Origin of the sequence: Jeotgalibacillus aurantiacus (assembly GCF_020595125.1) — a bacterium.
Lineage (GTDB): Bacteria > Bacillota > Bacilli > Bacillales > Jeotgalibacillaceae > Jeotgalibacillus > Jeotgalibacillus aurantiacus.
This window is the reverse complement of the sequence record NZ_JACNMS010000007.1, coordinates 58,491-74,148: the sequence shown is the minus strand read 5'-3', so window position 1 is coordinate 74,148 and position 15,658 is coordinate 58,491. Positions and strand designations below refer to the sequence as shown.

Below are 15,658 nucleotides of genomic sequence, written 5' to 3'. Positions count from 1 at the left end.
GTTAGATGAAGAATTCGTGAGGTTAACCAGTCGGAATGTGAGTTCAGTGAGAAAAGGCCTGTATGCCGCGGGACTTAGTAGCATGACCGAACCCCCGACCTGCTTCCGCGTCAAACAATCCCGGGACCAATGTGAGTTTGTCATCAACTTTTGTGAGGTTAGAGATGAAGTTCGTGAGCTTGAGCTTCATGAATGTAAGGTTAGATGAAGAATTCGTGAGGTTAATCGGCCTGAATGTGAGTTCAGTGAGAAAAGGCCTGTATGCCGCGGAACTTAGTAGCATGACCGAACCCCGACTGCTTACGCGTCAAACAATCCCGGGGCCAATGTGAGTTTGTCATCAACTTTTGTGAGGATACAGGAAGAATTCGTGAGCTTGAGCTTCCTGAATGTGAGGTTAGATGAAGAATTCGTGAGGTTAACTACTCCGAATGTGAGTTCAGTGAGAAAAGACCTGTATGCCGCGGAACTTAGTAGCATGATCGAACCTACCCTAAACTGCTTCCGCGTCAAACAATCTCTTCCTCAGCCTCCAGTTCCTTAAAAATATATTTGCAAAATTAAAAAATCTTTTGTAAAATGTTTACCAATATTCCCGCGGGGTATTACCTTTAACAGATGAGTGAAACATAGCCACGGACAAAAACTTGAAAAGGAATGATTCATTATCCAATCGATTAAAGTGGATTACACGACCGACATGGAAAAGGCGATGCACAGTTCTCACGGAGTAGGCTACGAAACGTATATGAGAAAGCACGATGTTCGGATGGATGTGGAGATGAAGAGGGAAGCGGACTATAAAAAAAGTCAGGAGCTTCTCAGAGACCTTGAAGGAAAGCCGTCGAATCATATATAATAGGAGAGATTGAAAAGTCAGTGTTTATTACACTGACTTTTTTCTGGTTAATAGGGAAGGATAATTGTCAGATAAAACCTGTCAAATAGGCAGGTCTGCCATATTTGATTCTAGTTTTAATTTGTTATAAGATTAGAATGAGAATAAACTGAGAATGGTTCTTCCATATCAAATAAGTGTAAAAACGGAGGTAATTCGACAATGGCTTCAACATTAGTTATTAAAGATCTTCATGTTGAGATTGAAGGCAAAGAGATTTTAAAAGGTGTAAACCTTGAATTAGATAGCGGTAAAATCCATGTTATCATGGGACCAAATGGAACAGGTAAATCAACACTTGCTTCTGCAATCATGGGTCACCCGAAGTTTGAAGTAACAAAGGGCGAAGTGCTGTTAAACGGCGAAAACGTTCTTGAGATGGAAGTTGACGAGCGCGCTCTTGCGGGTCTTTTCCTTGCGATGCAGTATCCAAGTGAAATCACTGGTGTTACAAATGCTGACTTCCTTCGCTCTGCGATCAATGCCCGCCGTGAAGAAGGACAGGAAATTTCATTAATGAAGTTCATCAAAGAACTTGATAAAAACATGGAATTCCTTGAAATGGATCAGGATATGGCACAGCGTTACCTGAATGAAGGTTTCTCTGGCGGTGAGAAGAAGCGTAACGAAATTCTTCAACTAATGATGATTAAGCCAGAATTCGGTATTCTTGATGAAATCGACTCCGGTCTTGATATTGATGCACTTAAGGTTGTTTCTAAAGGAATCAACAAAATGCGCAGCGAAGATTTCGGCTGCCTGATCATCACTCACTATCAGCGTCTTCTTAACTACATTGAGCCTGATTATGTTCACGTTATGATGCAGGGCCGTGTTGTAAAATCAGGTGGACCTGAGCTTGCACAGCGCCTTGAAAACGAAGGATATGACTGGATTAAGCAGGAGCTTGGCATCGAAGACGAAACAGTAGGACAAGAAGCGTAACAGATAGGAGGATGAACATGACGACACAAACAAAATTGCCGGTTGATCAGCAAGCGGTGCAGGCTTTCTCAGAGAAGAACGGCGAGCCTGGCTGGCTGTCGTCCCTTCGATTGGACGCCCTTGCGAAAGCGGAAGAGCTGTCACTGCCGAAGCCGGATAAAACGAAAATCGACAAATGGAATTTCACACAGTTTGCCAAGCATGCGGAAGCAAGTGAAGTATATGCTTCACTTGAAGACCTGCCTGCAAGCGTGAAATCTTTAATTGACGTTGAAAAGCAGGAAAACCTGTACATTCAGCGTAATAATACGCCTGCTCATCTGAAGATCTCTGAAGACCTTAAGAGTAAAGGTGTTATTTTTACAGATATTTTAACAGCGGCGAAGGAGCACCCTGAGCTCGTTGAGAAATATTTCATGAAGGATGCCGTCCATGTTAATGAGCACAAGCTTACTGCTTTACATGCAGCATTGGTTAATGGAGGAGCTTTCCTTTATGTGCCGAAAAATGTAGAGCTTTCTGAACCGATCCAGGCTGTTTACATCCATGACAATGCAGACGTGGCATTATTCAACCACGTATTAGTTGTAGCGGAAGCAAACAGTGCGGTGACATACGTAGAATCGTATCTTGCTACAGAAGAAGTGCAGAATTCGATTGCCAATATCGTTTCTGAAGTCATTGCAGGCGATAATGCACGTGTCGTTTACGGTGCGGTTGATAACCTGGCTTCAGGCACAACAACGTATGTAAACCGTCGCGGTATTGCAGGGCGCGATGCGAAAATCGAATGGGCACTTGGCATGATGAATGATGGAGATACAATCTCTGAAAACATCACGCATTTAATTGGTGATAACTCATTTGGTGACACGAAAATGGTTGTCGTTGGACGTGGTAATCAAAAGCAGAACTTCACAACAAATATCAGACACTGGGGTAAAAACTCTGAAGGTTATATCCTGAAGCATGGTGTCATGAAGGATGCCGCTTCTTCAATCTTTAACGGTATCGGAAAAATCGAACACGGTGCAACGAAAGCAAATGCAGAGCAGGAATCACGCGTTCTGATGCTTTCTGAAAAAGCACGTGGAGATGCCAATCCGATTCTTCTGATTGATGAAGATGATGTTACAGCAGGTCACGCAGCATCTGTAGGGCGCGTGGATCCAATGCAGCTTTACTACCTGATGAGCCGTGGTATTTCACAGACAGAAGCAGAACGTCTGATCATTCACGGATTCCTTGCGCCGGTTGTGACAAATCTTCCAATTGAAGGGGTTAAGCGCCAGCTGACAGAGGTTATCGAAAGGAAAGTGAATTAATGAATATTCAGGAGATCCGCAGACAGTTTCCGATTTTGGACCAGGAAGTGAATGGGCATCCGCTCGTCTATTTGGATAGTGCAGCTACTTCTCAGAAACCGCTGTCTGTAATCCAGGCGCTTGAGGAGTACTATAAAGGCTACAACTCAAACGTACACCGCGGTGTACACACGCTTGGAACCCGCGCGACAGACGGGTACGAAGGAGCTCGTGAAAAAGTTCGTAAATTCATTAACGCGTCATCAACGGAAGAAGTCATCTTTATGCGTGGTACGACAACAGCGATCAACACGGTTGCACAAAGCTATGGCATGGCAAATGTTTCAGAGGGTGATGAGATCGTCATCACTCACATGGAGCATCACAGTAATATTATTCCGTGGCAGCAGCTCGCAAAAGCAACTGGCGCGACGCTGAAGTACGTTCCGCTTCAGGAGGATGGCACACTCTCCCTTAATGATGTAAGAGAAACCATTACGTCAAACACAAAAATTGTTTCGATTATGATGGTATCAAACGTGCTTGGCACGATGAATCCAATTAAGGAAATCACGAAAATCGCCCATGAAAATGGCGCGGTTATGGTGGTCGATGGTGCTCAGGCAGCGCCTCACATGAAAGTGGATGTTCAGGACCTTGATTGTGATTTCTTTGCTTTTTCCGGTCATAAAATGGGAGGTCCTACAGGGATCGGCGTTTTATATGGGAAGAAAAAGCTGCTGAATAACATGGAGCCAATCGAATTTGGCGGAGAAATGATCGATTTTGTCGGCCTTCAGGAATCCACATGGAAAGAGCTTCCGTGGAAATTTGAAGGAGGTACACCGATTATTGCCGGTGCGATTGGTCTTGGTGCAGCCATCGATTTTCTGAATGACATTGGATTGGATGAAATTGAAAAATATGAACATCATTTAGCGGCTTATGCAATGGACAAGCTGTCTGAGGTGGAGGGTCTGACGATTTACGGACCAAAGGATCCTCAGAAGCGTGCAGGACTTGTGACGTTTAACCTTGATGACGTGCACCCTCATGATTTAGCTACGGTGCTTGACTCTGAAGGGATTGCCATCCGTGCTGGTCATCACTGTGCACAGCCGCTGATGAAATGGCTTAACGTATCGTCTACGGCACGTGCAAGCTTTTACCTGTATAATACAGAAGAAGAGATTGACCGTTTAGCCAGTGGACTCGTTAAAACAAAGGAGTATTTCAGCGATGTCTTTTAATAACTTAGATACGCTTTATCGTCAGGTCATTATGGATCATTACAAGAATCCGCGTAATAAGGGTGAGCTCAGCGACAGTGTAACGGTTGATATGAACAACCCGACTTGCGGAGACCGCATTCATTTGACACTTGATGTACAGGACGGCATTGTACAGGACGCGAAGTTCGACGGAGAAGGCTGTTCGATTTCCATGGCATCTGCATCGATGATGACGCAGGTGATCAAGGGACAGCCTGTAGAAAAAGCAATGAAGCTGTCAGAAGTATTCTCTGATATGATGCTTGGAAAAGAATATGACGACTCAATTGATCTTGGTGATATCGAAGCATTGCAGGGTGTGGCAAAATTCCCTGCGCGTATCAAATGTGCAACGTTATCCTGGAAGGCAATGGAGAAAGGGATTGGCCATCAGTCTGAATAACTGAGAGCCACCAAACCAGAAGGAGGAATCACCATGGCAAAGAAAATGCCTGAAGTGGGCGATTATAAATATGGTTTCCACGACAAAGACGTGTCGATTTTCCGTTCAAAACGCGGACTTACTCGTGAAATCGTTGAAGAAATCTCACGTATGAAAGAAGAGCCGGAGTGGATGCTGAAGTACCGTCTGAAAGCACTGGAGCAGTTCTACAGCATGCCAATGCCTCAGTGGGGCGGAGATTTAAGCGGCCTTAACTTTGATGAGATTACGTATTACGTAAAACCATCTGAGAAAAGTGAGCGCAGCTGGGACGAGGTTCCGGAAGAAATCAAGCGTACGTTTGACAAGCTTGGTATTCCGGAAGCTGAGCAGAAGTACCTTGCTGGTGTATCTGCACAGTACGAGTCTGAGGTTGTTTACCACAACATGAAAGAAGATCTTGAAGAGATGGGAATCGTCTTTAAAGACACAGATTCTGCTCTTAAAGAAAATGAAGATATCTTCAAAGAGCACTGGGGAACCGTTATCCCTTCAAGCGATAACAAATTCTCAGCGCTGAACTCGGCAGTATGGTCAGGCGGATCGTTCATTTACGTACCAAAAGGTGTTAAAGTGGACACGCCGCTGCAGGCATACTTCCGTATTAACTCTGAAAACATGGGTCAGTTTGAGCGTACGCTGATTATTGCAGACGAAGGCTCAAGCGTACACTATGTTGAAGGTTGTACAGCACCTGTATACACAACAAATTCACTGCACAGTGCCGTTGTTGAAATCATCATTAAAAAGGATGCTTACTGCCGCTATACAACGATCCAGAACTGGGCGAACAATGTATTCAACCTTGTAACGAAGCGTGCCGTTTGTGATGCAAACGCAACGATGGAGTGGGTTGACGGTAACATCGGTTCGAAGCTGACAATGAAATACCCTGCAGTCATCCTTCGTGGTGAAGGCGCTCGTGGTATGACATTATCAATCGCTTTAGCCGGTAAAGGTCAGCACCAGGATGCAGGTGCGAAAATGCATCACCTTGCACCGAACACTTCATCTACGATCGTGTCTAAATCCATCTCTAAACAGGGTGGTAAAGTAACGTACCGTGGAATCGTACACTTCGGACGTAAAGCGCATGGCGCACGTTCTAACATCGAGTGTGACACGCTGATTATGGATAATGAGTCAACGTCTGACACCATTCCATACAATGAAATTCTGAACGATAATATTTCACTTGAGCACGAAGCGAAGGTTTCGAAGGTATCAGAAGAGCAGCTGTTCTATCTGATGAGCCGCGGAATTTCTGAAGAAGAAGCAACTGAAATGATCGTAATGGGCTTTATTGAGCCGTTCACGAAGGAGCTTCCGATGGAATATGCGGTTGAGATGAACCGTTTGATCAAGTTTGAGATGGAAGGTTCGATTGGTTAATCGGATTTTGAAAAACCTGTACTCTTTGAGTGCAGGTTTTTTGTTCTTAATAAAACCGGGCCGGGGAGCATCCTCCGCTTTCCGTTGTCTAGCTGCGGCGGGCAGTGACTAGCAAACTTCCCGTCCCCTCGTCCGATAAGTCAACATCAGCTCACTGCGTTCGCTGTGTTTCCTTTATCTCCGTCGGGGCCAGTCCAGTTTGTACGTCCCTAAACGCCCGCCTCCGCTTTTCTAAGGCCGGGCGGTGAACCCCTTGTGCTTCGCACAATGGTTTCACCTCTCCCTTTCCGCCATAGGAGTCTGCGGATGCCTCTCGCCCCTTTGAAGTGATATCCAGTCTTTTTCTTTTTGGGGAGGGAAAGAATAAAACTAGTTGGGGCGAGGGTGTGTTAAGGAATTTTGTTGCCCGCTATTCATGTGTAACGGATGTGAATCGGCTTATGTTACAATAGGTCCATATCTGAATGGTTGAGCAGGTGATGGTTGTGATTTATATTTGTTTGACCGGGTGGGGGGATCATCCGGATGTGTATGAGGAGCATTCTTCTAAGCAGGATAAGTTGAAGGATTATTCGGGGCATTTTCCGATTGTGGAGCTGGATGCTTCTTTTTATGCAGTTCAGCCTGAACGGAATATGCGGAAATGGGTGGATGAGACACCTGCGGCTTTTAAGTTTATCGTGAAGGCGTATCAGGGGATGACGGGGCATCAGAGAGGGGACATTCCTTTTGACTCGCGTGAGGAGATGTTTCAGGCTTTCCGGTTATCGCTGGCGCCTATGATTGAATCAAATAAGTTAGGTGCGGTCCTGCTGCAGTTTCCGCCGTGGTTTGATTGTAAAAAGCAGCATGTTGATTACATAAGATACTGTAAAAGTAAGCTTGATGGGCTTCCGCTTGCGATCGAGTTCAGACATCAGTCGTGGTATGCACCGGAGTTTAAGGAAAAGACGCTGGACTTCCTGAGGCAGCAGCAGTTTATTCACAGTGTGTGTGACGAGCCTCAGGCGGGTGATGGATCGATTCCGATGGTGCCGGTTGTAACGAATGCGGAGACGACTGTGTTCAGGCTTCATGGCCGTAATACAGCTGGTTGGACGCGTAAAGGGAATGAAAATAACTGGCGTGAAGTCCGGTATTTGTATGAATATCGTGAGCAGGAGCTGAATGATCTTGTTGCTGTACTGAAAAGGCTTGATCAGGGATCGAAGCATGTTTACGTACTTTTTAATAATAATTCCGGCGGACATGCGGCGAAAAATGCAAAACAGATGATTGAACTGCTTGGGCTGGATTATGGTGGTTTGGCTCCGAGACAGCTCGATTTATTTTAATAAAGATTGGATTGAATAGAGAATGGAATGGATGTTGCTGCTTTTCATCGGGCTGGCTGCCGGGGCAATCGGATCACTGATTGGCCTTGGAGGAGGCGTGATTGTCGTGCCCACCTTATTGTTTTTTGGCAGCTCATTAATGTGGATTGAAGGGATTACACCGCAAACAGCGGTAGGGATCTCTCTTGTTGTCATGATTTTTACCGGTCTTTCCTCAACACTTGCCTACCTTAAAACGAAAACGGTTGATGTGAAAAGTGGTCTCCTGTTTTTCGCTGGGAGTGGACCAGGGGCTGTGGCAGGTTCATGGGTGAACCAGTATTTGACGCTTGGGAACTTTCATTTGGCTTTTGGTCTGTTTATGATATTTTTATCGTTTATTTTACTGATCCGGAATCGAATTAAGCCGATTGAGAAGTTTAAAGAGGCGTCCTTTCAGCGGCATTTTACGGATAACCAGGGTCAGCGCTTTCAATATGGTTTTCCGCCTGCAGTCGGCATTGCCGCTGCTTTTGGCGTTGGATTTGCGTCAGGTTTATTTGGAATCGGTGGCGGTTCTGTCATGGTACCGATTATGATTATTGCTTTCTTGTTCCCTCCTCACGTTGCAGTGGGAACATCTATGCTGATGGTTTTCCTCTCAGCATTACTGGGATCGGCCTCTCATATAGCTTTTGGAAATGTGAATTGGCTGTATGTTGCCGCACTCGCTCCAGGTGCATGGTTTGGTGCTAAGCTTGGTGCATGGCTAAACCAGAAGCTTGACTCTAATGGACTCGTGCTTGCTTTACGTATTATTTTGGTGCTGATCGGGATAAGGTCCATTTTTGAAGGGCTGTATGGTGTCTGATTTGAAAGGAGTGGCAGGATGAAAGAACGGATTACTCTTTATCATACGAATGATCTTCATAGTCATTTTGAGCACTGGCCAAGAATCCGTCAGTTTTTAAAAACACAAAAACAGTATCACGAAGATAAAGGTGAAGAGGTTTTTTTATTTGATATTGGAGATCATGCTGATCGCTTTCATCCTTTAACGGAAGGGTCAGCCGGGAAAAGGAACGTTGATTTCCTGAATGAGGCCGGCTATGATGCGGTTACAATCGGTAACAATGAAGGAATTACGTTCTCCTACGAAGAATTAAACTCTTTATATCATCATGCAGATTTTCCGGTTATTGTGGCTAATTTGTTTACGGAGTCTGGAGAGCGGCCGGACTGGGTGATCCCTTATTTAATCAAAACGACAAAAAGCGGGATTAAAATCGGGATCACAGCAGTGACCGCAGAGTATCCTGCATTTTATAAGAAGCTCGGCTGGAATATTACATCCGCAAAAGATGAATTAAAAGCTCAGGTGCGTGTGTTAAAGGAAAAGGTTGATATCATTCTGTTTCTATCGCATCTTGGTATTCGCGAAGATGAGTGGGTAGCCGAGGAATGCAGAGATATTGATGTCATCATGGGTGGCCACACACATCATGTACTCGAAAATGGAAGGAGACATTATCAGACGTTACTTGCTGCAGCGGGGAAATATGGAATGTATACGGGAAAAGTGGAGATTGAATTTGATCATGTTTCCCGGGAAATAACTCAGTCATCTGCTGTCTTATATGAAACGGACGGCCTTCCAAAGCCGGAGGATGAGCAAAAACTAATCGAATTGTGGGAGATGGAAGGAAGGCAGCTTTTATCAAATGAAGTCGTGACACTTGAAAAAGACATTCTTCATAATCCGCTGGACCGGGAATCTCCATTATCGCAGTTGTTGGGAGATGCACTTCTTGATTGGTGTTCTGCTGATTTTTCCATCGTGACAGGTGGACTTCTGCTTGATTCCCTTCCTAAAGGTAAAATAACGGAATTTGACTTGCACCAGGTTCTGCCCCATCCGATCAATCCGTGTGTCGTAGAGCTGACCGGCAGTGAAGTAAAAGAAGTCATCAGGCAGTCAATGAACCATGCCTGGCCGACAACTGTGATCAGGGGACTTGGGTTCAGAGGTACCATTCTCGGTGCTTTTGTATACAGAGGTCTGGAAGAAAAAGGTCATCATTTTTTTGTTAACAATGAAGAAGTTCAGGCCGATAAATTATATAAAGTGGCTACGGTGGACATGTTTACATTTGGCTATTTTTTCCCTGAAATGCACCGGGCAAAAAAACAATATTTTATGCCGGAATTTTTAAGGGATATTTTAAAAGAGAAGCTGATGAATAAAGATCTGATTTAGAGATAACGTAACCGGTTATGCATCGAATCTTTCAGCAATCGGCAGAAGGGTGATGGCATGAGACTCATATCAACAAAAATACTTAGAGCCGGCATGACGCTTGGCAACACGATTTATAATGTCAACGAGCGTCCGCTTCTGCATGCTCATGTGACGTTGACAGAGCAAATGATAAAAAGGCTTCATCTGCTCAATGTGCAATACGTCTACATTGATGATGAAAGATCCAGGGGAATTGATATCGAAGAAACGGTACCCTCCAGTATCAGGCATCAGACGATCAAGGAAATGCAGATGGCATTTGAGCTCGTGAAATCTCCAAATAAAAACAATATATCTGCCATGCTGGAAAAAAAGACACAGGCGATTCAGTCAACCTTAAAGAATATTATGGCTGAAATGAATAGCAATAAGGACCTGCTGATGATTTTATCTGATGCTTATCTGTATGATTCGTATATTTTCCATCATTCATTTAATGTGACACTTTATACGCTTGCGATTGGGAAACAGTTAAAGCTTCCGAATATCCAGCTTGAATATCTTGGAATGGGTGCGATGCTGCATGATATTGGTAAGATTATGGTTGATGAGCAGATTTTGATGAAATCCACTCCTTTGACAGAGGAGGAGTTTCTCGAAATACAAAAACATGCTTCAAACGGTTTTGAAATTCTTCGAAACCTTCATAATGTTTCGCTGTTAAGTGCGCATTGTGCCTTTCAGCATCATGAACGAATAGATGGCTCTGGGTATCCCAGGGGTTTAAAGGGACCGGACATTCATCCTTACGCTAAAATTATCGCTGTTGCTGATGTATTCGATGCCTGTACTTCAAACAGGGTGTACCGTGAAAAAATGCTGCCATCCGATGCGCTAGATATCCTACAGGATGGCTCAGGAACGTTATTTGACCCGACTGTGATTAAAGCTTTTACTCAGTCTATTGCGATCTACCCGAATGGACTTTCTGTGGGCCTTAACGATGGAAGGAAGGGTATTGTGGCACGGCAAAATACAGGGATGTCTGCAAGGCCTGTAATCAGGGTGGTCGAGGAAAACGGTCGTCTTCTGACAGCTACATATGAGCTCGATCTGAGTTTGAATCCTGAATCTGCTATTTCTGCAACAGATATTGATTTCAGTACAGAAACTGTTCATTAGTTAATGAGCCCTTTTTTCTTGCATACAATGCAGGGAGGAGGGCTTTTTTATGCGCATAAAACCGTTATCTGTACGTGCAGTCTGGGTCATATCTTTTGTCCTGTTTGGCGTGATGACCATCACGGGACTTTTTCTCATCAATACAGGGATTAAACCGACACTGATGGTTTATGCAGAATCGCAGACACAAAAAATCGGTGCGCTGGTGATTAGTAAGGCTGTTAATAAAGAAATTGCCAACGTAATGGATATTAACGAAATTATCGAGAATGTCCCAACTGACTCATCTGAAATGATTACAACCAAATTTAATACAGAAATCATAAACCGTGTCATGTCTGAAACGACCGAGCTCGTTCAGGGGCAGCTGCGCGCAATAGAACGCGGAGATACAAGTGTCCTTAAATCCCTGACAGAGCTTGATATCGAAGTGGAGGATGCCGGGGATATGGAGGGAATTGTCTACACGGTTCCGCTTGGGCAGGCGACCGGAAATGCATTACTTGGAAACCTTGGTCCGAGAGTGCCAATCCGATTTCATGCAGTAGGCAGTGTGACCTCCAATATCAGATCTGATATTACGGAGTTTGGCATTAACAATGCATTTGTTGAAATTAATATTGACCTTAAGGTTCAGGTGCAAATTATTGTTCCTTTTGCCACAGAGGTTACGACCATTCAACAGGATATTCCTGTCGCAATGGGGCTGATTCAGGGGCAGGTTCCTGAAATATATAACATGGGTGATGGAATGTCACCTTCACTCGAAGTGCCAATTCCTTCACCATAAGTCTTGAAATCGAAATGAAATCCTGCTATAGTAGGCTAGTAAAATGAATAATCACCACATCATAATCCGATGGGGTAGAGGTGCAGTATTCAAGAGTAAGCTGTGTGAGGATGACAACGTTGATCACAGGTGAAAGGGGATGTCTGCCGAAATGGTAATAATCGGTCAAAGGTTTTATCATTGGGGTTATCTTTAATAGGGATAACACTCTCTTGCCGCAGAAACACAACGTTTTTGCGGGTTGAGGAGCTACAGATCGTGATGGAGCATAACATTACTGACACATACAAGGGTAATGGTAGAGTCCTCTATCATTGCCCTTTTTTGCGTTTTTTACGATTTTGCCTCATTACTTACCCTATCAAACAATAGAGGAGGGAATATTATGGAAGGTTCATGGTTATCACTTTTACCGCCGATTATTGCGATTTTAATGGTTGTACTGACTCGGCGAGTTTTATTATCACTCGGGGCAGGGATTGTTGCAGCGGCATTGCTGTTGACAAGCTTTTCTCCGGTTGGAACGCTTCAGGAATTATGGATGTCGTTCAGCGGCGTATTTTGGGAATATGGTTCTGATGGTGAACCGGGTGCGCTGAATCTTTGGAATATCTTTATCATGCTATTCTTACTTATACTTGGTGTGATTACAGCATTTATTAATATTTCAGGTGGAGCAAGAGCGTTCGGGGAGTGGGCAATGAAGCGCGTGAAAACGCGTGCAGGGGCCCAGCTTGTTACAGCTTGTCTTGGGGTAATCATCTTTATCGATGATTACTTTAACAGTCTTGCTGTAGGACAGGTGGCCCGTCCGATTACAGACCGCCACCGTGTATCACGGGCGAAGCTTGCTTATCTGATTGACTCAACTGCAGCTCCTGTCTGTGTTGTATCCCCTGTATCAAGCTGGGGCGCCTACATCATTGCCGTAATCGGAGGAATTTTAGCGACACACTCTATTACGGAATACACAGCGTTCTCAGCATTTATTCAGATGGTGCCGATGAATCTGTATGTCTGGGCAGCACTTGGCATCGTATTTATTGTGGCACTGCGTGGTGTTGATTTCGGACAGATGCGTGTGCATGAAAATCGTGCAATTGAAACAGGAGAAGTCTATGATAAAAATAAAGACATTCCTGGTGAATTAAAAAATGATCTGCCTACATCAAGTCATGGTACGGTTGGAGATTTAATCTGGCCAATTATTGCGCTTGTTGTGGGAACTGTTGCATCCATGATGTATACAGGTGCTCAGGCGTATCAGGATGAAACAGGACAAGCCGCCTCACTGTTACAGATGTTCGAATATACCGATGTAGCAAAATCACTTGTCTGGGGTGCACTGGTCGGACTGGCTGTTGCCATTATTCTGTTTATCCGTCAGGTGAACCGTTCCAGTAAGATTGGTGGATCTGAGTTTGTGTTAGGCTTAACAGAAGGTGTTAAATCAATGCTGCCAGCCATTTATATTCTTGTCTTTGCCTGGATGATTGTTGGTTTGATTGACAGCCTTGGCACGGGTGTTTACCTTGCAGGCTTGGTAGAGCAGTCCAATCTTCCAATCGGATGGCTGCCGGTACTGTTATTCCTTGTTGCCGGTATTATGGCATTTTCTACAGGAACATCATGGGGATCATTTGGTATTCTGCTACCGATCGCAGGTCAGATTGCAGCAACGACAGATGTATCGTTACTTCTTCCTGCACTTGCAGCGGTTCTGGCTGGAGCGGTGTTTGGTGACCACTGTTCACCGATTTCAGATACGACGATCCTGTCTTCTACGGGAGCGGGAAGCAATCATATTGATCACGTAACGACTCAGATTCCATATGCAGTGACAGGTGCTGCGATTGCAGCAGCAGGTTATATTCTGCTTGGCTTCTCTGGTAGTACGTGGCTTGCACTTGGGTTAGTGATCGTATTGCTGGTGCTGTTTGCTGTCATTATGGGTCGGAATCCGGAAAAAGCACGTGTGGTTTCAGCGGAAGAGAGCTTGGAAAAATAATTTTTTTGAAACTGTTCAGGGGATTCTCTGAACAGTTTTTTTATGGTTTTTCCAATTAAAAGCAGTTGTTGTGAGTGAAATATAACACGGGACTTTCTGACTGCGGTTCTTTTCATTTCCATTATTCAATTTTTGAATAAAATTGCATGGTATTTTATCTAAACGTTGTAAATACAAGGTTTTTAATCGGGAATAAATTTTTTTGCTATAATATCAGAATTTTAAAAATAGTGCTTTTACATTTAGGAAGCAAGTGCTATACTGTTTTTAGATTATGAGAAATAATCTGAATATATAAAAACTTCCAGCATAATATGGAAGAAACTAATTGGGGGGAAAAAGATGAATCGTCAACAGTGGGGAACTCGTGCCGGCTTTATTTTGGCCGCTGTAGGTTCTGCAGTCGGACTCGGAAACATCTGGCGTTTTCCGTATGTTGCTTATGAGAACGGTGGAGGAGCATTCTTTATTCCATATTTATTTGCACTCTTAACTGCCGGTATTCCTATTCTTGTTATGGAATTCACCATCGGTCATAAGTACAGAGGATCAGCGCCGCTGTCATTCTTCCGTATGAGCGGAAAAAAGGCGGAATGGTTAGGATGGTGGGGAGTATTTGTCGCCTTCGTGATATCCACCTATTACGCCGTCATTATTGCCTGGGCCATGCGTTATACAATCTTTTCGTTTAATCAGGCCTGGGGTGAGGACACAGAGGCATTTTTATTCGGAGAATTTCTACAGCTTGATGTAGCTCCAGGTGAAACAGGTGGTATCGTATGGGGGATTCTAATTCCGCTTATCCTCGTTTGGGTTATCACACTTGGTATTCTTGTAGCTGGTGTTAAAAAAGGAATTGAGTATGCGAACCGCATTTTTATTCCAACGCTTGTGATCTTATTCTTAATTATTGTAATTCGTGCAGTAACACTTGAAGGCGCTACTGAAGGCCTGAACGCTTTCTTCCAGCCGAATTTTGAAAACATACTTGATCCGGATGTCTGGGTAGCCGCATACGGTCATATTTTCTTCAGTTTATCGATTGCTTTTGCGATCATGATTACTTATTCAAGTTATCTGCCAAAAAAATCAGATATCACGAATAACGCCTTCATTACAGGTTTTGCGAACTCTGGCTTTGAGCTTCTAGCAGGAATCGGGGTATTCGCAGCACTTGGATATATGGCGTCTCAGCTAGACGTTCCTGTCTCAGAAGTTGCGACTGCAGGAGTTGGACTTGCATTTGTTGTATTCCCGCAGATCATTAATCAGCTTCCGGGCTTAAACGGGCTTTTCGGTGCTCTATTCTTTTTATCATTGACGTTAGCAGGACTAACTTCACTCATGTCTATTACAGAAACGTATGTAGCAGGTATCACAGAGAAGTTCGGTGTATCCCGTAACATGGCCATTTTATTTGGCGGTGGACTTGCAGCACTTATTTCTGTTCTGTTCGCCACTCAGGGTGGATTGTACTTCCTGGACGTAGCTGACTACTTTATCAACCAGTTTGGTGTAGCAGCAGTCGGCCTGGTAGAAGTCGTAATGGTTATATGGATTCTTCGAAAAGCAGATCTGCTTCGAGACCATGCAAACCTGACTTCTCAAATCCGTCTTGGCGGCTGGTGGAAAATCTGTCTTGGAATCGTTACGCCAATTGTACTTGGTTTTATGATGTTCCAGCTACTTGCTCAGAATATTCTTCAGCAGTTTGATAATGACACAGGAAACTACGAAGGATATGCGACAGACTTTATCTTAGCTGGTGGTGTATCTGTAGCTGTAGGAGCGCTTGTTGTAGGTCTCTTGTTCTCACTTGGAAAATGGAGCCGTTCAACACCTGTTGAGCTTCCGGACAAAGACTAAAGGAGGTA

13 protein-coding genes and 1 riboswitch are annotated in these 15,658 nt (G+C 44.2%); all 13 genes read left to right on the top strand.

The annotated features are described in order from the left end of the window. Positions 1-700: 700 nt before the first annotated feature. The 13 genes from H7968_RS16490 (at position 701) to H7968_RS16430 (ending at position 15,650) form a co-directional block, all read left to right on the top strand. Positions 701-859, top strand: coding sequence for a hypothetical protein (locus H7968_RS16490; RefSeq protein WP_227397169.1), 159 nt, complete (start codon positions 701-703; stop codon positions 857-859). Between the two features lie 201 nt (positions 860-1,060). Further along, on the top strand, positions 1,061-1,843 hold the full coding sequence (gene sufC, locus H7968_RS16485) for a Fe-S cluster assembly ATPase SufC (RefSeq protein ID WP_134375894.1): 783 nt from the start codon (positions 1,061-1,063) through the stop codon (positions 1,841-1,843). A 17-nt stretch (positions 1,844-1,860) separates the two neighbouring features. Continuing rightward, complete coding sequence (gene sufD / locus H7968_RS16480) at positions 1,861-3,168, top strand: Fe-S cluster assembly protein SufD (protein ID WP_227397168.1); 1,308 nt, start codon at positions 1,861-1,863, stop codon at positions 3,166-3,168. Next, on the top strand, positions 3,168-4,397 hold the full coding sequence (locus H7968_RS16475) for a cysteine desulfurase (protein ID WP_227397167.1): 1,230 nt from the start codon (positions 3,168-3,170) through the stop codon (positions 4,395-4,397). The genes sufD and H7968_RS16475 overlap by 1 nt, the downstream gene beginning before the upstream one ends. Continuing rightward, positions 4,387-4,821 (top strand): Fe-S cluster assembly sulfur transfer protein SufU, encoded by a 435-nt coding sequence (gene sufU / locus H7968_RS16470; RefSeq protein WP_227397166.1) that lies wholly within the window; start codon positions 4,387-4,389, stop codon positions 4,819-4,821. The genes H7968_RS16475 and sufU overlap by 11 nt, the downstream gene beginning before the upstream one ends. Positions 4,822-4,854: 33 nt before the next feature. Then, positions 4,855-6,252 carry a Fe-S cluster assembly protein SufB gene (gene sufB / locus H7968_RS16465; RefSeq protein WP_227397165.1) on the top strand — a complete coding sequence of 466 codons (1,398 nt, stop codon included), beginning with the start codon at positions 4,855-4,857 and terminating at the stop codon, positions 6,250-6,252. Between the two features lie 485 nt (positions 6,253-6,737). Beyond that, entirely contained in the window at positions 6,738-7,586 is an 849-nt protein-coding gene (locus tag H7968_RS16460; protein WP_227397214.1) for a DUF72 domain-containing protein, read from the top strand. Positions 7,587-7,608: 22 nt separating this feature from the next. Further along, the gene (locus tag H7968_RS16455) at positions 7,609-8,436 is read left to right on the top strand and encodes a sulfite exporter TauE/SafE family protein (protein WP_227397164.1); all 828 of its coding nucleotides are present in this window, start codon (positions 7,609-7,611) and stop codon (positions 8,434-8,436) included. 18 nt (positions 8,437-8,454) lie between these two features. Continuing rightward, positions 8,455-9,822 (top strand): bifunctional metallophosphatase/5'-nucleotidase, encoded by a 1,368-nt coding sequence (locus H7968_RS16450; protein WP_227397163.1) that lies wholly within the window; start codon positions 8,455-8,457, stop codon positions 9,820-9,822. A gap of 57 nt (positions 9,823-9,879) precedes the next feature. Then, entirely contained in the window at positions 9,880-10,986 is a 1,107-nt protein-coding gene (locus H7968_RS16445; RefSeq protein ID WP_227397162.1) for an HD-GYP domain-containing protein, read from the top strand. A gap of 49 nt (positions 10,987-11,035) precedes the next feature. Beyond that, positions 11,036-11,776, top strand: a complete 741-nt coding sequence (gene yunB / locus H7968_RS16440) for a sporulation protein YunB (protein ID WP_227397161.1) — start codon at positions 11,036-11,038, stop codon at positions 11,774-11,776. Positions 11,777-11,843: 67 nt separating this feature from the next. Continuing rightward, a riboswitch (Lysine riboswitch) is annotated at positions 11,844-12,036 on the top strand. A 125-nt stretch (positions 12,037-12,161) separates the two neighbouring features. Then, entirely contained in the window at positions 12,162-13,784 is a 1,623-nt protein-coding gene (locus tag H7968_RS16435) for a Na+/H+ antiporter NhaC family protein (protein ID WP_227397160.1), read from the top strand. Between the two features lie 342 nt (positions 13,785-14,126). Next, positions 14,127-15,650, top strand: coding sequence for a sodium-dependent transporter (locus tag H7968_RS16430; RefSeq protein WP_227397159.1), 1,524 nt, complete (start codon positions 14,127-14,129; stop codon positions 15,648-15,650). The last annotated feature ends 8 nt before the right edge of the window (positions 15,651-15,658 follow it).